This is a genomic window from Fodinicola acaciae, assembly GCF_010993745.1.
GTDB lineage: Bacteria > Actinomycetota > Actinomycetes > Mycobacteriales > HKI-0501 > Fodinicola > Fodinicola acaciae.
This window is the reverse complement of record NZ_WOTN01000004.1, coordinates 817,156-834,141: the sequence shown is the minus strand read 5'-3', so window position 1 is coordinate 834,141 and position 16,986 is coordinate 817,156. Positions and strand designations below refer to the sequence as shown.

The following is a 16,986-nucleotide window of genomic DNA, read 5'->3' as shown; positions in this document are numbered from 1 at the left end:
TGGTCGCCGACACCCGGCGTGGAGCGCGCCGTCCAGCTCGTACGCCACGCGGCCAGTACTCAGCACTGCGTCCAGCAGCTGGACGACCGATGACGGCGGAGCGGAGGGCGTGGGATTCGAACCCACGAAGCCGGTCACCCGACTTAGCGGTTTTCAAGACCGCCGCACTAGGCCACTATGCGAGCCCTCCAGAGAAGGCCAGCCTACCGAAGCGGCTGGCCGAGGTTGGCGGCCATCCGCTCCAGGGTCATGACCGTGCGCAGGTAGTCGTCGGGCGAGATGCCGTCCATGATCGCCGTACGCTCCCGCTGCACCACGGTCGCGACCGCCGCGTGGCCGGCCACTCCGTCGGCAGTGAGCGCGAGTTGCTGGCCATCGGCGACCCAGCCGCGCGCGATGAGGTCGTCGATGCATCGCTGCGCGTCGGCCGGCGCCGCGGCCAGGAACGGCGCGACGGCGGCGTCGACCTCCGCGCGCGTGACAGGTCCAGTCGCCACGGTGTTCAGCACCTGCCAGTGCCGCCGCGTCAGGCCGAGGCCGTCCAGCTCCGCCGCGAACCGCGACTCGATCAGACCGTCGAGCCGCTGGAGCCAGAAACCAATCGGACGTTGCATGTCATCCTCCAACTATATGTAATCTAACATGCATGAGTATGTAGGATGACATCCATGACGCGCGACACCCCGGCCGAGGCCGTCGCGTACGCGCTGGTGCTGATCCGCCGGAGGCAAAGCCGCAGGGCGCTGGCGAAGGCGGCCGGCTCCAGCAAGGCGGCGACGGCGACCGGCATGCTGCTGGATGTGATAGACGCCGAAGCCGGTCCGTGCTCGGTGAGTACGATCGCCGAGCGGCTTGCGGTGGACCAGCCGCGCGCCAGCAGGCTGGTGGCCGGCGCCGTCGCGGACGGTCTGGTGCGGCGAGAGTCGGACCAGCGGGACGGACGGCGGTCGCTGCTGGCGTTGACGACCGAGGGAACGGCGGCGGTGGAGGCGATGCACGCGTTCCGCGTGGCCATGTCCGACCGAGCGATGGCCGGCTGGACTGACCGGGAACGGACCGAGTTCGCTCGGTTACTGAGCGATTTCGTCGCCAGGATGGAAGAGTTGTCTCCGTGAAGATCCGACCCGGCGGACGAGACGATCTGACCGTCGTCCTCGCCGTGATCGACGACGCCGTCGACTGGCTGGTGCTGCGCGGCTCCGGCGCGCAGTGGGGGACCGAGCCGTGGTCCGAGCAGCCGGCCAACATCGACCGGATCGAGCGGATGGCCGACGACGGCGGCATGTGGATCGCGGAGATCGACGGCGTCTGTGTCGGCATGCTGCACATCAGCGAGGAGCCCCCGCCGTACGCACCGGCCGCCGCCGAGCGCGAGCTCTACGTGCACTTCCTGGTCGCCTCGCGCGACTACGCCGGCCGCGGCATCGGCCGGCAGCTGCTCGACTTCGCCTTCGACCAGGCCCGCCAGCGCGAGATCTCACTCGTACGCGTCGACTGCTGGTCCGGCGGCGACGGCGCACTCGTGCGCTATTACGAAGGCTGCGGCTTCACCCGCACGACGCCGTTCCTGCGCGGTGAGTGGGAAGGGCAGGTCCTGGAGCAGCATCTGTCACATTGACGGGTCTCGGCGCGCGGATCTATCGTTCGAATAAAGAACGAGTGTACGCATCGCGCACACGAGGAGCGTCGTGGCCGAGATAACCAGCCTGTCCGAGGCAGTCGCGTCGGTGATCCGCGACGGCGACGTGGTGGCGATGGAGGGGTTCACGCACCTCATCCCGATGGCCGCCGGCCACGAGGTGATCCGCCAGCGCAAGCGCGACCTGACGCTCGTACGGATGACGCCGGACGTGATCTATGACCAGCTGATCGGCGCCGGCTGCGCGAGGAAACTGGTCTTTTCCTGGGGTGGCAATCCTGGTGTCGGCTCGCTGCACCGGTTTCGGGACGCCGTCCAGCATGGCTGGCCGGTGCCGCTGGAGATCGAGGAACATTCGCACGCGGGCATGGCAAATCGTTACGTGGCCGGTGCCGCCGGCCTGCCTTTCGCCGTTTTACGGGGATATTCCGGCACCGGTCTGGTCGACCAGACCGACACGATCGAGCCGATCACCTGTCCTTTCACCGGTGAGCAGCTCGCGGCCGTACGCGCGATCAACCCGGATGTCACGGTGATCCACGCGCAGCGCGCCGACCGGCGCGGCAACGTGCAGCTCTGGGGCCTGACCGGAGTGCAGAAAGAAGCCGTGCTGGCGGCCAAAAAATCGATCGTCACGGTCGAGGAGATCGTCGACGAGCTGGCTCCGATGCCGGATCAGGTGGTGCTGCCGACCTGGGTCGTGACCGCGGTCGCCGAGGTGCCGCGCGGTGCTTTTCCGTCGTACGCACTGGGTTATTACGACCGCGACAACACAACGTACGCGGAGTGGGACCCGATCAGCCGCGACCGCGACACGTTCACCAAGTGGCTGGACGAAAACGTCTACGGAGTGAGCGCATGAGCGAGTGGACGACCGACGAGATGATGACGGTTGCCGCGTCCCGCGCGCTGGTCGGTGCGACGTCGTGCTTCGTCGGCATCGGTCTGCCAAGCCAGGCGGCCAATCTTGCTCGCCGCACGTCCGCGCCGGATCTCGTCCTCATCTACGAATCCGGTGCGATCGGCGCCAAACCCGGCCGGCTGCCGCTGTCGATCGGCGACGGCATCCTGGCCGAGACCGCCGACGCCGTGGTGAGCGTGCCGGAGATTTTCAACTACTGGCTGCAACCCGGCCGCATCGACATCGGTTTTCTCAGCGCCGCTCAGCTCGACAAACACGCGAACATCAACACTACGGTGATCGGCGACAACTACCGCGACCCGAAAGTGCGCCTTCCCGGCGCCGGCGGAGCGCCGGAAATCGCCGCGTCCTGCGGCGAGGTCATCATCATCGTGCGGCAGAACAAGCGTACGTTCGTGGAGAAGGTCGACTTCGTCACCTCGGTCGGTCATGGCGACGGTGGAGATTCACGGAAAAAGCTGGGACTGCGTGGCGCCGGCCCGTCCAGGGTCATCACCGACCTGGCCGTCATGGAGCCGGATCCGGTGACGCGCGAGCTGACCGTCACCCAACTGCACGCCGGCGTGACCGCCGAAAAGGTGCGGAAAGCGACCGGCTGGCACATCGCCTTTGCCAACGACCTCAAGGAAACTCCGCCACCGAGCGCCGAGGAACTGCGGATCCTTCGCGCCCTGATCGCCGCCTGAGCCGGAGGTAACATGCTGATCCTGCCGTCGTATCGCCAGGACGAGAAGGTGCATCCGCCGCTGGACAGTCCCGGCTATCGCAGCTCCGTCCTGCGCCATCCGAAAAAACCGCTGCTGTTGCTGCCGCAGGGGTTGACCGAGGTGACCGGCCCGGTGTTCGGTCACGAGACCATCGGCGCTCTGGACAACGATCTGACCAGGCAACATGCCGAAGAACCGGTCGGCCAGCGGATGATCGTGCAGGGCCGTGTGCTCGACAGCGGCGGCCGGCCGGTGCCGGACACGTTGATCGAGGTGTGGCAGGCCAACGCGGGCGGCCGCTATCGGCATGTCGTCGACAACTGGCCGGCGCCGCTGGACCCGAACTTCACCGGAGTCGGGCGTACGATCACCGACTCGCGGGGAAACTATCGGTTCGTCACCATCAAACCCGGTGCGTATCCGTGGAAGAACCACCACAACGCCTGGCGGCCGGCCCACATCCACTTCTCGCTGTTCGGCCGCGCATTCACGCAGCGGCTGGTCACGCAGATGTATTTTCCGGACGACCCGCTGTTCGGCCAGGACCCGATCTTCAACTCGGTGCCGGACGAAAAGGGCCGGCAGCGGATGATCTGCGCGTTCGACCTGGACGCGACCGAGCCCGAGTGGGCGCTGGCATTTCGTTGGGACATCGTGCTTCGAGGCGCGGCCGCGACGCCTTTCGAGGATGATGACGACGATGACTGAGCTGCAGACGACACCATCGCAGACGGTCGGGCCGTTCCTGTCGATCGGCATGGAATGGTTCGAGGATCCGTACGTCGTGCCAAAGGACACCGCCGGCGGGTTCTGGATCCGCGGCCATCTCTACGACGGCGCCGACGATCCGGTGCCGGACGGCATGATCGAGTCGTGGCAGGCCGATCCGGACGGCCGCTTCAACCATCCCGACGATCCGCGCGGCGCGGCCGAGCGCACCGACGGTTTCCGCGGCATCGCGCGCAGCCTGACCAACGCGGCCGGCGAGTGGAACCTTTTCACCGTACGGCCAGGATCCGTGCCGACCGTGGACGGTCAGGAGCAGGCGCCGCACATCGACCTCACCGTCATGGCGCGCGGCATGCTCAACCGTGTCGTGACCCGCATCTATTTCAGCGGTGAGAAGCTGAACGACACCGATCCCGTGCTGTCCAATGTGGACGCCGAGCGTCGCGGCACGCTGATCGCGCAGCCAACGGACGACGGATTCCAGCTGGACATCCGGTTGCAGGGCGACGATGAGACCGTCTTCTTCATCGTCTGACGACGGGCTTTTCGACGGCGTGCTGGCCGCCGGCGGTGTCGCGCCGGCGGTCAGCGATCGTGCCTGGCTGCGGGCGATGCTCGACGCCGAGGCGGCGTTGGCGCAGGCTTTGTCAGACACTGGACTGATATCCGCCGCTGACGCCGACGCGATCGTTTCCGCCTGCGACGCCGACGAATTCGACATCGGCGCGATCGGCGCGGGCGCCGCCGACAGCGGAAACCCGGTGCCAGCGCTGGTGAAAGCGCTCACCTCGGCCGTACGCGCGCCGGCGGACCGGCACGTGCACCGCGGCGCGACCAGCCAGGACATCCTCGACACGGCCGCGATGCTGGTGACCAGGCGAGCCATGGATCCGTTGCTGGACGACCTGTCCGCCGCGGCGGACGCGTGCGCCGGTCTCGCCGACCAACACCGCGACACGCTGATGGCAGGCCGTACGCTCCTGCAGCAGGCGTTGCCGACGACGTTCGGCCTGCGTGCGGCCGGCTGGACGCACGGCATCGACACCGCGATCGATGGCCTGGAAGCCGTACGCGAACGGCTGGCCGTCCAGCTGGGTGGTGCTGCCGGCACACTCGCGTCGCTCGGCGGCGACGGCGTACGCGTCGCGGCGGCGATGGCCCGGCGGCTGGACCTCGCGGCGCCGGTGCTGCCGTGGCACACCGAGCGAACGAGGATCGCGGTTGTCGGGAGCGCGCTGGCGACCGCGGCCGGCGCCGTCGGCAAGGTGGCCAGGGACATCACGCTGCTCGCGCAGACCGAGGTCGGCGAGGTGTCCGAGTCGGCCGGCGGTGGATCGTCGACCTTGCCACACAAGCAAAACCCGGTCGCCGCGATCGTCGCGATCGGCGGAGCGACGCGAGCGCCGGGACTGGCGAGCACGCTTTTCGCCGCCATGGTGCAGGAACACGAGCGTGCCGCCGGCAGCTGGCACGCCGAATGGCGGACACTGACCGAATTGTTGACGGTGACCGGCTCGGCGGCACACTGGCTGCGGGTCAGCGTCAGTGGCCTACGCATACACACCGACCGTATGCGGTCCAATGTGGACATCACCGACGGCCTGCTGCTCGCCGAGCGGTTGACCACCGCGTTGACCGAGAAACTTGGCCGCCAGCAAGCACATCAGCTGGTCACCGAGGCCAGCAGGCGGAGCATCCACAGTGGACGGTCGCTTGCCGACGAGCTCGAAGGCGCACCGATGACGAAGGAACAAATCGACAAATTGCTGACTGCTGAGGACTATCTCGGCTCGGCACACGAGTTCATCGACCGTGCGCTGGCCGCACACAGGAGGGACAAGTGACCATTGTGGACGGTCCGGCCGACGCGCCGGTGCTGGTCCTGTCCAACTCGATCGGCACCACGGTCAACCTGTGGCAACGGCAGATTCCGGAGCTGGCCAGACAGTTCCGGGTCGTACGCTGGGACCTGCCGGGCCACGACGGATCGCCCGCGCCGGCCGGACCGTACACAGTGGACGATCTCGGCCGGCAACTGTTGGCGACAATGGACGATCTCGGCGTCGAGCGCGCGCACCTCGCCGGTGTCTCGATCGGCGGCATGCTGTCGATGTGGGTCGCCAGCCACGCACCCGAACGCGTCGACCGGCTCGCGGTGATCTGCTCATCCGCGTATCTGCCACCCGCGCGGGGGTGGCGTGACCGGGCGGCGACCGTGCGCGCCGGCGGCACCGGCCAGCTGGTCGAGGCGGCGATCGGTCGCTGGTTCACGCCGGCCATGGATCGCGAGGTCGTACGGCGAACCGGCGCCGAGCTGACCAATGTGGACAGTGAGGGATATGCCGGCTGCTGCGAGGCAATCGCGGCCATGGACCTGCGCGAGGCGATCACCCGAATCACCGCACCCACGCTGGTGATCGGTGGCGCGGACGACCCGGCCACGCCCCCGGCGCACGCCGAGGAGATCGCCAGCCGGATCGCCGGCGCGAACCTTGTCGTGATCGACAAAGCCTCGCATTTGGCCGTTCTGGAGCAGCCGGAACGCGTCACGCGGCTGCTCGTCGAGCACCTGACCGCTCCACCGAACCTGCACGCGCGCGGCATGACGACGCGGCGCGCGGTGCTCGGCGACGCGCAGGTCGACCGTACGGTCGCGGCGACCACCGACTTCACCGCCGATTTCCAGGACTTCCTGACCCGCTATGCCTGGGGTGAGGTGTGGAACCGGCCGGGTCTGGACCGGCGTACGCGCAGCTGCATCACGCTCGCCATCCTCACCGCCCTGCGCAGCACCGAGGAAATCCCGCTGCACGTACGCGGAGCCGTCCACAATGGACTGACGAAGGCGGAGATCGCCGAGGTGCTGCAGCACACCGCCATCTACGCTGGTCTGCCAGCGGCGAACTCCGCGTTCGCCATCGCCAAACGCACGTTGGAAGAGATGGATGAGTGAGACCGAAGACGAGCGCGGCGCGCATTTCGTCCAGTCGCTCGAACGCGGCCTGGCGGTCATCCGCGCCTTCGACGCCGATCATCCGCAGCTGACGCTTTCCGACGTCGCGCGGTCGACCGAGCTGACCCGCGCCGCGGCCCGGCGTTTTCTGCTGACGCTGGTCGATCTGGGCTACGTGCGCTTCGACGGCCGGCTGTTTTCCCTGACACCGCGCGTGCTTGAGCTCGGCTATTCCTATCTTTCCGCGCTGTCGCTGCCAGAAGTCGCCTCGCCGCACCTGGAACGGCTCGCCGCCGAGGTGCGCGAGTCGTCGTCGGTGTCGGTCCTGGACGGCGACGATGTCGTCTATATCGCGCGAATTCCGACTTCGCGCATCATGACCGTGGCGATCGCCGTCGGCACACGCTTCCCGGCGTACGCGACCTCGATGGGCCGAGTTTTGCTCGCCGGGCTGCCAGAACCGGAGGCAGAGGCGTACGTGCGGCGATGCGCGCTGCGACAGCTCACGGCACGCACGATCACCACCGCCGCCGGCCTGACCGCCGAGTTGGCGCGCGTACGCGCCCAGGGTTGGGCATTGGTCGACCAGGAGTTGGAAGAAGGCCTGCGATCCATCGCCGCGCCAATCCACGACCGCGCCGGCCGGGTCATCGCGGCGGTCAACGTCTCCGCGCACGCCAGCCGCGTGCCGATCGAGGACATGCGCTCGCGGCTGCTGCCGGCATTGCTCGCCACGACCGCCGACATCGAAGGCGACCTGCGCTCCGGCGCGCAGTCGCGTCCGCAGGCGCGCTAAACGCCATAACGCGTGCTGACAGGTAGTGCCGCGCCGTACCATCGCCGAATGACCTCGACAGTTTTCAATGTGACCTTCGACTGCGCCGACCCGTACGCGCTGGCCAGCTTCTGGAGCGACGTCACCGGCCAGCCGCTCGGCGACGACGATCACCCGGGCGATCCGGCCGCGGCCATCGCGATGCCGGCCGGTTTCCAGCTGTATTTCGAACGCGTACCCGAACCCAAGACGGTGAAGAACCGCGTGCACGTGTGCCTGCGTCCGGACGACCGGCGCGAGTTGGAGGTGGACCGTCTTCTCGCGCTCGGCGCCACCATCGTCGCCGATCGCCGCGAGGAAAACGGCGCCGGTTGGGTGGTTTTCGCCGATCCGGAGGGAAACGAGTTCTGCGTGCTGCGCAGCGCGGCCGAACGCGAAGCAATGGAGCAGGCCAATGGTTGAGGAAGACACCGTTCTGGTGAGGCTCGCGACCGACGCGGACATCGACGGCCTGGTGGCCTCCAGTACGCGGCTGTTCGCGGAGGACGGCGGCACCCGCGATCCGCTGACCGACACGACGTGGCCGGCGAACCATGGCGCGAAGGCGTTCGCGAACTCGATTGCGAGCGACGACAATCTGGTGGTCGTCGCTGTGCACGACGACAACATCGTGGGTCATCTGACCGGTGTGCTCGACGAGGGCAGCCAGAGCCGGCCGGGAAAGATCGCGACGCTGCGCAGCATGTACGTGCGGCCGGAGCATCGCGGCGGCGGCGTCGGCGCTCGATTGGTTGCCGAGTTCCGGAAATGGGCCGGGGACGTCGGCGCGGACCGGATGACGGTCACCGCGTACGCGACCAACGAAGGCGCTCAGCGGTTCTACCAACGGCAGGGATTCACGCCGATGTTCGTGAGCCTGGAGACCACACCATAGGTCATGATGGAGCGGTGACCTACATCTCGGACGAAGGCCGCTACGACGGCCGCATGCCCTACCGGTTTTCCGGTGCCAGTGGACTGGCGCTGCCGGCGATTTCGCTGGGGTTCTGGTACAACTTCGGCGGCGTCGACCCGTATGAGCGGCAGCGCGCGGTGGCGCGGCGCGCGTTCGACCTCGGCGTCACGCATTTCGACCTGGCCAACAACTACGGGCCACCGTACGGCTCGGCCGAGGAAAACGCCGGCCGGATGCTCGCCACGGACTTCCGGCCATATCGCGACGAGCTGGTGATTTCGTCGAAAGCCGGCTATGACATGTGGCCGGGACCCTACGGCGACGGCGGCTCCCGGAAATACCTGTTGGCCAGCCTCGACCAGTCGCTGAAGCGGCTCGGCCTGGACTACGTGGACATCTTCTACTCGCACCGGATGACCGCGGACGTTCCACTGGAGGAAACCATGGGTGCGCTGGTTTCCGCCGTGCAGCAGGGAAAAGCCCTCTATGTCGGCATTTCCTCGTACACCGGCCAGCGCACCCGCGAGGCCGTGCAGCTGCTGCGCGAGGCCGGCGTGCCGCTGCTGATCCACCAGCCGTCGTATTCGATCCTCAACCGCTGGGTGGAAACCGACCTGCTCGGCACGCTCGACGAGCTCGGCGTCGGCTGCATCGCGTTTTCGCCGCTGGCGCAGGGCATGCTCACGTCGAAATATCTCAACGGCGTGCCGACTGCCTCTCGCGCCGCCGACAAGGAAAAGGACGCGTTGTCCGCCGACGTGTTGACCGAGCCGGTGCTTGCCGGCCTGCGTGCGCTCAACGAGATCGCCGAAGGCCGTGGACAGTCGCTCGCGCAGATGGCACTCGCCTGGATTCTGCGCGACCGGCGCGTCACCTCGGCGCTGATCGGCGCGCGTACGGTCGAACAGCTCGAGGACAGCGTCGCCGCGGTCAACCAGCTGACCTTCACCGACAGCGAGCTGGCCGCCATCGACGAGCAGGTCAAGGCGACCGGCCTCGATCCGCTCATGTACGCACCGCGGCTCTAGACCGCGAAAACGCAGTTGCCGCCGACATAGGTGGCGCGTACGTCGATGGACGACACGTCCGGCGAGGTGAGCGGATCCGCTGACAGGACCACGAAATCGGCCAGGCCGCCGGGTGTCAGGCGGCCGGTCGGGTCCTTCCCGCCGACCGTGACGGCCGCGTTGACGGTGTACATGGCGAGTGCCTCGGCGGCCGAAATCCGTTGCGACGGACCGATCTCGACACCGTCGAAGCCGCGCCGGGTGACCATCGAGTGCATGCCGACCAGCGGCTCGTACGGTCCGCACGGATAGTCCGACGAGGCCGCGACCGTCACGCCGGCGTCGAGAAACGAGCGGTGCGCGAACATCCGCGAAACCCGCTCTTCGCCATACCAGTCGATCAATTTTCCGCCGTGATAGTGCACATAGCTCGCGAACGGCAACGCCATGGCGTCGATGTCCTTCATACGCCGCAAAATGTCGTCGTCGACGACACTGCAGTGTTCGATCCGGTGCCGCAGGCCCGGCCGCGGATCGGCCGCCTGCGCCGCCTCGTACGCGTCGAGCACGATCCGGATCGCCTTGTCACCATTGGCATGCACGCCGATCACACGACCGTCGCCGTGGACCGTGCGTACCAGCTCGTGGAGATCTTTCGTGGCTGTCGCCTGGATGCCGTGGATGTGCTCGCCAGGATCGTCCAGCAGGCACGTGCGACCGCCGATCGCGCCATCGACAAAGGCTTTCACCCCGACGAAACGCAGCCACTCGTCGCCGAGATCGCTGCGGAAGTCGAGTTTGCGGACCATCTCGTAATGCTCGGCTCCGACCAGAAAGCCGGTGCGCATCGTCAACAGTCCGGCGTCTTTGGCATCGCTGAAGAGACCGATCTCGTCCGGTCCGACCAGTGCGTCACAGATCGAGGTCAGGCCGGCCGCGTGCCACTTCTCCAGCGCCCGGCCCAGTCCGACCAGCTTGTCGGCGCGCGTACTCGCCGGCACCACGGTCTGGCCAGCGCGGCTCGCCGACGAGTACGCCACGTCGAAAAGCGCGCGCTCGTACAGCACACCGTTGACGTGACCAGAACCGTCCCGGCCATAGTCGCCACCGGGCGGTGGCTCACTTTCGTCGGTGATGCCGGCCAAACCGAGCGCGACCGAGTTCATCACACCCCAGTGGCCGGCGACATGCAGGACCAGCACCGGATGGTCCGGCGCGACCTCATCGAGATCCCACCGGTCCAGCACCCGACCCTCCGGCATTTTCGCGTCGTCGTAACGACTTCCGCGGATCCACGCACCTGCCGGCGCTTTGGCCGCGTCGGCGCCGATGGCCGCCACCAACGCGCCGAGGCTTGGCGCGGCATCCGGTGACAGGTCGAGGTGCAGCAGGTCCTCGGACGCCATGCCGAGGTGGATGTGCGCGTCATGGAAGCCGGGGACGACGACATCGTGCGGAAAATCCAGCACGTCCGCGTCGGGATATCGCTCTCGCAGCAGGTCGAGCGGACCGTTGGCGACGACTCGGCCATCGGCGACGGCGAAAGCGTCCGCATACGCACCCGGCTCGACGACGACTTTCGACGCGGTCACCAGAATCATGCCTTCGCCTCCGTCAGAGTCCCCCGTCGCGCGGACAGCGACACCGCGACGTTGACCACCAGGTTCACGACGAGCGCGACGACGCCGGCGTTGATGCCGAAAAGCGGATCGTTCTTGGAAAACACCAAAACCGCGACGATCACGGTGCCGCACGACAGGCCCCACATCGCGCCACGCGCGGTCATGTCACGCCACCACAGGCCGAGGATCACCACCGGTGCCAGCTGTGCCATGCCCTCGTACGACAACACCGACAGCTGCACAAGCGCCTCCGGCCGCAGGACGCTGCCGAGCAACGCGATCAGGCCCGCGACCAGCGTGACCAGCTGCGACAGCCGCTTTTTGCGGTCGTCACTGGTGTCCGTGCGGCTCAGCACGGTCTTTCCCCACATCGTGCCGATCGTGAGCATGTAGACGCTCATCGGCACGATCGCGGACAGCGCACCGGCCACGCCGACCACGCCGAACAGCCACTCCGGCATCGCCCTGCCGGCCAGCGTGAACAGCGCCAGATCGCCGTTTTTCAGGCCAGGAACGGCGAAAAGCGCGGTGAAGCCGATCGCCATCGGTACGAACAGGAGCAGCGAATACCACGGCAGCAGCATCGCCGAGCGGCGTAGGTTGTTCGGACTCTTCGCGCCGAGATAGCCGGCGACCGCGTTGGGAAAGATCGCGAACGTGACGCCGTTGAGGATCACCGTACTGATGAACCAGCCGACGCCGAGTCCAGGTGAGTCGTGACCCGGCAGCGTCAACCAGTCCGGCTTTTCCGCGATCAGCCGGTGAAACAGGTCGCCGCCGAGGAAGTGCACCGGCAGGTAGACGCCCATGAAGACGACGACCGCGATCACCAGGCCGTCCTTGAGCACGCTGACCCAGGCCGACCCGCGCAGGCCGGAGATCAGCACGAACCCTTCTGCGACAACGAAAGCCACCACGTACGCGATGTGGATGTCGACATCGCCGCCGGACAACGCGGTGACGACCGTGCCCAGGCCCTGGATCTGCAACTGGATGTAGGGCAACAGGAACACCGTCGCCGCGACCGCGACGACGATGCCGACCGTACGACTGGAAAACCGGTGCTCGGCGATGTCGGAGATGGAGATCAGGCCGTGTTTTCGGCCGTACGTCCACAACAGCGGACCGACCAGGTAGGCGACCGCGTAGCCGACGCCGAGATAGGCGACCAGATAGAAGATCGGCGCGCCGTATTTGTACGACCAACCGGCGGCGCCGAGAAACGAATAGCTCGTGTAGGACTCGCCGGCCAGCAACAACCAGACGAAGACCGTGCCGAGGCCGCGGCTGGACACCGACCACTCGGCAAGACCGCGCTCACGGCCACGCGCGCTGTAGAGCCCCAAGGCGATCGTCAGCACCATCGCGACCGCGAAAACCACCATCGCCGCGTTCACCGGTCATCGTCCTTCGAGCGGCCGAAGGTGAGCGCCGGTTCCTCGGCGTCGGACCGATATCTGTGGTCACCGCGAGCGGCCAGCCAGATCGCCACCGGCGTCACCACCACCGACAGCAGCGTCCAGAACGCCAGGAACGGCAGGCCGGCGACGACCGGTTCGATCCGGTTGGCGAACGGGACGGCGACCGTGAACATCACGACCGGCATGAGCAACCACCACAACGAGCGACGCATCCAGGCCTCCTCACCAGGGACCCGCAAAACGTCCTACGGCTTGCGGGTCCGGTCCGGATCATCCTCGATCAACAGCTCCAGGATCGGCAACGCCGAGCGCAGGCTCTCCACCTGGTCACCGGACAGCCGGCGCAGCCGCGCGGCCAGCGTGGCGGTGTGCGCGGACCGTACGGCGCCGAGCACACCGGCACCGGAACCGGTCAGCGACAGCAGCACCGAACGCGCGTCGTCGGGGTCGGGCCGGCGGTCCACCAGGCCGCGCTCCTCCAGCGACGCGAGCACCCGGCTCATCGTCGGCGCGGTCACGCCCTCACGCTGCGCCAACTCGCCGAGCCGCAGCGGACCGTGTGCCTCGATGGTGGCCAGCGCGGCATGCTGCAGCGGCGGCAGGCCGTACTCGGTGTCCAGCCGGATCCGCCGCGCCAGCCGGCCGATCGCCAGCCGCAGCCGGGCCGCCACCTCGGCGTCGATCTCCGGACTGTGGTTGGCCGGCACACCCATCGACTTATCGTGGCCGATCCCGGCCGGCGACGAAACCACGGCGTGTCCTCCCGGAGTGGAAAGCAGAAGTGTGACACGTCTGCCATCGGATGGCTGGTCAACCGGAGAGAACGTACGCGGCTGTGACATTGCTCCCGAAGCCGTGTGACATGCGGCGCTCGGCATGAGACGCGGTTATCCGGGGACTAGGGTCGTTGGCGTGATCCGAGCGTGCGATGCCACGCGGCGGAATCGGTCAAGGTAAGGAGGTACGCGGTGCGCGTACGCAAGTTCGGCCACGCCTGCCTGCTGGTGGAAGAGGCCGACACGCAGATCCTGGTGGACCCGGGGGCCTTCTCGCCGGGCTGGGAGGAGCTGCGCGGTCTCGCCGGCGTACTCATCACCCACCAGCACTTCGACCACGTCGACCTGCAGCGGCTGCCGGCCCTGCTGGAAGCCAACCCGGACGCGACGCTCTATCTGGACGCCGGCAGCGCGCCGCAGGTGAGCGGTCACGGGTTCAACGTCGTGGTCGTCACCGACGGGGACAAGTTCGACATCAACAGCGTGCCGGTCGAGGTGATCGGCCGCGACCACGCGGTCATCCATCCGGACATCCCGCAGGTGCCCAACGTCGGTTATCTGATCGGCGAGCGGCTCTTTCACCCCGGTGACGCGCTGACCGTGCCGGACAAGGAGATCGAGGTGCTGGCGCTGCCGGCGGCAGCGCCGTGGGCCAAGGTGTCCGAGCTGGTCGACTTCCAGCGCAAGGTCGCGCCGCGGCTGTCCATCCCGATCCACGAGGCCATCTATGCGCGACCGGAGTTCGCGTACGGCTTCCTGGACAACCTCAAGCCGGAGACGACCACCGTCAAGGTCATCGACGGCGGCGAGCCCTTCGACTTCTGAGTTTCTTCGGGACGCCCTTTCCGTGCGCTGGATGCACGGAAAGGGGCGTCCCGATCAACGGCCGAAGGGGATGTTGGTGGCCGGCGGGGCGATGTCGTCGAGAGCGGCCAGGTCCTCTTCGGTCGGCTGCCAGTCGGCGGCTGCCACGTTTTGGCTCAGCTGCTCGGGACTCGTGGCGCCGGCGATCACCGACGCGACCGCCGGCTGAGCGGCCAGGCCACCGACCGCAACGTCCAAAATGGACAGTCCGCGCTCCTTCGCGTACGCGGTCAGCCGGTCGACGAGGTCGAAGGCATCGTCGGTCAGCCACACCTTGAAACGGTCGGCGCCGAGCCGAGAGCCGGCCGGCGCCTGCCGGTCACGCGCCACCTTGCCGGTGAGAATGCCGCTGGCAAGCGGAAAGTACGGCAGGATGCCGACCCCGAAACGATCAGCCGCCGGCACCACCTCGCGCTCGATTTCGCGGCGCGCCAACGAATACTCGCCCTGCTCGGAAATGAACGGAGCGAATCCGGCGGTTTCCGCGGTCCACGCCGCGTCGGCGACCTGCCAGCCGGTGAAATTCGACGAGCCGATATAGCGGACCTTGCCTTCCTGCACCAACTCGTGCAGCGCGGCAAGGGTTTCCGCGATCGGCGTGATGTTGTCGGGCCGGTGATACTGGTAGAGGTCGATGTAGTCGGTACGCAGCCGCCGCAGCGATCCCTCGACGGCTTTCCTTATGTAGCGCCGAGAACCGCGTGCACCGAAGTCCGCGCCATAGATGTCACCCATGTCGTGGCCGAATTTGGTGGCCAGCACGAAGTCATCGCGCCGGCCCTGCAGGGCTTCGCCGACGATGCGCTCGGACGCGCCCTGGCCGCCGTAGGTGTCGGCCGTGTCCAACAGCGTCACGCCCAGATCCGTGGCGGCGTCGAACAACGCGCGCGTCTGGCCGAGGTCGAGCCGCGTACCCACATTGTTGAGGCCGAGCCCGACCACCGACACCATCAGACCCGACTGTCCCAGCGTCCTGTATCGCATAAGACCGAGCCTAGAGGCCCTAGTTGGCTGGTTGGGTCTCCGGCTCGATGACCAGCGGCACCAGCTCGGGCCGCTTGGCGGTGATCAGGTCACCGGACGACCGGCCGGCCAGCCGGCGGCCGACCCACGGCGCCAGATGGTGCCTGGCCCAGCCGACATCGGCGCGACGTGCGCGCAGCCAGCCGACCCGGTCGGCGGCCGGCAGCGGCACCAGCAACTCGGGATCGTGCGGCAAGCCGAGCGCCGCCAACGCGTGCGCGGCGACCCTGCGGTGGCCGGCCGGCGACAGGTGCAGCCGGTCGATGCTGAAATAGCGCGCGTTGCCCTGCTCGTGGCCGTCCCACGGGTCGATCAGCACCTGCGCGTACTCGGCCGCGACCGCCTTGATGATCTCGTTCATCGCGGCCGCCCGGCGCGCGACGATCTTGCCGAACGGCAGCGCCTGCGCGTACGTGGTGCCGGTGCACAACAAGACCGTCGCGCCGGTCTCGACGAGCGTACGCACGCCGTGTGCGAGCTTGGCGTGCAGCTCCTGCCACATCACCTTGGTGCGCAGGACATCGTTGCCACCACCGACAAAGGCCACCAGCTCGGGCCGCATCCGCGCCGCCACCGGAATCTGCTCGACGACCATTTCCTCCAGCCGTTTGCCGCGGATCGCGATGTTGGCGTAACGGAAACCGTCGGCCTGCGCGGCCAGCGCCTCGGCCACCCGGTCGGCCCAGCCGCGATAGCCGCGGTCGGCCGGATCGTCGATTCCTTCGGTGAAACTATCCCCCAGCGCAACGAAACTGCGCCACTGCCGGGTCTGCACTCAACTACCTCCGAGGACGTGCTTTGCTCGGATGTCAGGATAGCCACGGCAGAAAAGGCTTGAGCAGCGCGTATCCCACGAATGCCACGATGTCCAGGATCGTGTGCGCGACGACCAGCGGAGCGACCCGGCGAAAACGCAGGAAGACCGCGGCGAAGACCAGCCCCATCACCAGGTTTCCCGCGAATCCGCCGAAACCCTGGTAAAGATGGTATGACCCGCGCAGCACCGCGCTCGCGGCGAGGATCCACGGCAGCGAGATCCGCATCCGCTCCATCCTGGTGAGCAGATAGCCGACCACGACGACTTCCTCGAGAAACGCGTTTTGCGCGGCCGACAGAATGAGGACCGGCACCGACCACCAGTGCGCGCCGAGTGCCTCCGGTACGACGGTCGTGTTGACGCCAATCGCGCGCGCGACCGCGTACAAAGCCAGGCCCGGCACGCCGATGCACGCCGCGAGCACGGCACCCCAGCCAAGATCGCCGCCGAGTTTGCCGCGGTTGAGACCGATCGTGGCCAGCGCCGGTGGATCCGTACGGTCGAGGAGGTGGATGGCCAGCAGCGCCGGCACCACGCCGAGGCCGATCGACACCAGCTGGTAGGCGAGGTCGAGCCACGGCCGGTCCGGCGTGATCGACGGGTTGAGCGTCGAATGCTGGTCGGCCAGTGCCTTCGACGCGGTCAGCCGCGAGATGATCGACAGGACCGAGGTGATCGCCGACGCGCCGAGCGATACGCCAAGCACCAGCAGGACCTCGGTGCCCAGGACCCGCCTCGGCCACGGCTCGTCGGTCATACGCCGAGATTAGCCAGAA

21 protein-coding genes and 1 tRNA gene are annotated in these 16,986 nt (G+C 67.6%); 13 read left to right on the top strand and 9 right to left on the bottom strand.

All coding sequences use genetic code 11. The features are described from left to right. Positions 1-101 precede the first annotated feature (101 nt). Both GNX95_RS39380 and GNX95_RS39375 read right to left on the bottom strand, forming a co-directional pair. Positions 102-190: transfer RNA gene (locus GNX95_RS39380), tRNA-Ser, on the bottom strand. Between the two features lie 13 nt (positions 191-203). Beyond that, on the bottom strand, positions 204-614 hold the full coding sequence (locus tag GNX95_RS39375) for a winged helix DNA-binding protein (protein WP_163512995.1): 411 nt from the start codon (positions 612-614) through the stop codon (positions 204-206). A gap of 54 nt (positions 615-668) precedes the next feature. Here GNX95_RS39375 and GNX95_RS39370 point away from each other — a divergent pair, with 54 nt between their 5' ends. From GNX95_RS39370 to mgrA, 12 genes are all read left to right on the top strand, one after another. Then, positions 669-1,115, top strand: coding sequence for a MarR family winged helix-turn-helix transcriptional regulator (locus GNX95_RS39370; RefSeq protein WP_163512993.1), 447 nt, complete (start codon positions 669-671; stop codon positions 1,113-1,115). Next, positions 1,112-1,618: a GNAT family N-acetyltransferase gene (locus tag GNX95_RS39365; protein WP_163512991.1), complete on the top strand. Its 507-nt coding sequence runs from the start codon at positions 1,112-1,114 to the stop codon at positions 1,616-1,618. Before GNX95_RS39370 ends, GNX95_RS39365 begins: the two co-directional genes overlap by 4 nt. Positions 1,619-1,688: 70 nt before the next feature. Beyond that, positions 1,689-2,501 carry a CoA transferase subunit A gene (locus GNX95_RS39360; protein WP_163512989.1) on the top strand — a complete coding sequence of 271 codons (813 nt, stop codon included), beginning with the start codon at positions 1,689-1,691 and terminating at the stop codon, positions 2,499-2,501. Then, positions 2,498-3,247 (top strand): CoA-transferase subunit beta, encoded by a 750-nt coding sequence (locus GNX95_RS39355; RefSeq protein ID WP_163512987.1) that lies wholly within the window; start codon positions 2,498-2,500, stop codon positions 3,245-3,247. Before GNX95_RS39360 ends, GNX95_RS39355 begins: the two co-directional genes overlap by 4 nt. 12 nt (positions 3,248-3,259) lie before the next feature. Further along, entirely contained in the window at positions 3,260-3,976 is a 717-nt protein-coding gene (gene pcaH / locus GNX95_RS39350) for a protocatechuate 3,4-dioxygenase subunit beta (protein WP_163512985.1), read from the top strand. Further along, the gene (gene pcaG / locus GNX95_RS39345) at positions 3,969-4,532 is read left to right on the top strand and encodes a protocatechuate 3,4-dioxygenase subunit alpha (RefSeq protein ID WP_163512983.1); all 564 of its coding nucleotides are present in this window, start codon (positions 3,969-3,971) and stop codon (positions 4,530-4,532) included. Before pcaH ends, pcaG begins: the two co-directional genes overlap by 8 nt. After that, the gene (gene pcaB / locus GNX95_RS39340; protein ID WP_163512981.1) at positions 4,507-5,841 is read left to right on the top strand and encodes a 3-carboxy-cis,cis-muconate cycloisomerase; all 1,335 of its coding nucleotides are present in this window, start codon (positions 4,507-4,509) and stop codon (positions 5,839-5,841) included. Before pcaG ends, pcaB begins: the two co-directional genes overlap by 26 nt. Beyond that, a complete protein-coding gene (gene pcaDC, locus GNX95_RS39335; protein ID WP_163512964.1) occupies positions 5,838-6,950 on the top strand; it encodes a bifunctional 3-oxoadipate enol-lactonase/4-carboxymuconolactone decarboxylase PcaDC in 1,113 nt (370 codons plus the stop codon). Before pcaB ends, pcaDC begins: the two co-directional genes overlap by 4 nt. Beyond that, positions 6,943-7,746: an IclR family transcriptional regulator domain-containing protein gene (locus GNX95_RS39330; protein WP_163512963.1), complete on the top strand. Its 804-nt coding sequence runs from the start codon at positions 6,943-6,945 to the stop codon at positions 7,744-7,746. Before pcaDC ends, GNX95_RS39330 begins: the two co-directional genes overlap by 8 nt. Before the next feature lie 48 nt (positions 7,747-7,794). Beyond that, positions 7,795-8,187 carry a VOC family protein gene (locus GNX95_RS39325; protein ID WP_163512961.1) on the top strand — a complete coding sequence of 131 codons (393 nt, stop codon included), beginning with the start codon at positions 7,795-7,797 and terminating at the stop codon, positions 8,185-8,187. Beyond that, positions 8,180-8,659, top strand: a complete 480-nt coding sequence (locus tag GNX95_RS39320) for a GNAT family N-acetyltransferase (protein ID WP_163512959.1) — start codon at positions 8,180-8,182, stop codon at positions 8,657-8,659. Before GNX95_RS39325 ends, GNX95_RS39320 begins: the two co-directional genes overlap by 8 nt. A 14-nt stretch (positions 8,660-8,673) precedes the next feature. Beyond that, a complete protein-coding gene (gene mgrA, locus GNX95_RS39315; protein WP_163512957.1) occupies positions 8,674-9,708 on the top strand; it encodes an L-glyceraldehyde 3-phosphate reductase in 1,035 nt (344 codons plus the stop codon). On the opposite strand, the gene GNX95_RS39310 is transcribed toward mgrA, so the two are convergent. The 4 genes from GNX95_RS39310 to GNX95_RS39295 are packed head-to-tail and all read right to left on the bottom strand — an operon-like array spanning position 9,705 to position 13,482. Next, positions 9,705-11,288: an amidohydrolase gene (locus GNX95_RS39310; RefSeq protein ID WP_163512955.1), complete on the bottom strand. Its 1,584-nt coding sequence runs from the start codon at positions 11,286-11,288 to the stop codon at positions 9,705-9,707. The two genes, mgrA and GNX95_RS39310, sit on opposite strands and share 4 nt — an antisense overlap. Then, the gene (locus GNX95_RS39305; protein ID WP_222854278.1) at positions 11,285-12,706 is read right to left on the bottom strand and encodes a sodium:solute symporter family protein; all 1,422 of its coding nucleotides are present in this window, start codon (positions 12,704-12,706) and stop codon (positions 11,285-11,287) included. The genes GNX95_RS39310 and GNX95_RS39305 overlap by 4 nt, the downstream gene beginning before the upstream one ends. Further along, positions 12,703-12,942, bottom strand: coding sequence for a DUF3311 domain-containing protein (locus tag GNX95_RS39300; RefSeq protein ID WP_163512953.1), 240 nt, complete (start codon positions 12,940-12,942; stop codon positions 12,703-12,705). The genes GNX95_RS39305 and GNX95_RS39300 overlap by 4 nt, the downstream gene beginning before the upstream one ends. 33 nt (positions 12,943-12,975) lie before the next feature. Continuing rightward, positions 12,976-13,482 carry a MarR family winged helix-turn-helix transcriptional regulator gene (locus tag GNX95_RS39295; protein ID WP_222854277.1) on the bottom strand — a complete coding sequence of 169 codons (507 nt, stop codon included), beginning with the start codon at positions 13,480-13,482 and terminating at the stop codon, positions 12,976-12,978. A gap of 216 nt (positions 13,483-13,698) precedes the next feature. On the opposite strand from GNX95_RS39295, the gene GNX95_RS39290 reads away from it, so the two are divergent. After that, the gene (locus GNX95_RS39290; RefSeq protein WP_163512951.1) at positions 13,699-14,331 is read left to right on the top strand and encodes an MBL fold metallo-hydrolase; all 633 of its coding nucleotides are present in this window, start codon (positions 13,699-13,701) and stop codon (positions 14,329-14,331) included. Positions 14,332-14,385: 54 nt separating this feature from the next. On the opposite strand, the gene GNX95_RS39285 is transcribed toward GNX95_RS39290, so the two are convergent. Genes GNX95_RS39285 through GNX95_RS39275 form a run of 3 tightly spaced genes read right to left on the bottom strand, consistent with a single transcriptional unit; the run spans position 14,386 to position 16,967 of the window. Continuing rightward, positions 14,386-15,354: an aldo/keto reductase gene (locus GNX95_RS39285; RefSeq protein ID WP_163512948.1), complete on the bottom strand. Its 969-nt coding sequence runs from the start codon at positions 15,352-15,354 to the stop codon at positions 14,386-14,388. Between the two features lie 19 nt (positions 15,355-15,373). Then, positions 15,374-16,168, bottom strand: a complete 795-nt coding sequence (locus tag GNX95_RS39280; RefSeq protein WP_163512946.1) for an SGNH/GDSL hydrolase family protein — start codon at positions 16,166-16,168, stop codon at positions 15,374-15,376. A 34-nt stretch (positions 16,169-16,202) separates the two neighbouring features. Then, on the bottom strand, positions 16,203-16,967 hold the full coding sequence (locus tag GNX95_RS39275; protein ID WP_163512944.1) for a CPBP family intramembrane glutamic endopeptidase: 765 nt from the start codon (positions 16,965-16,967) through the stop codon (positions 16,203-16,205). Positions 16,968-16,986 lie beyond the last annotated feature (19 nt).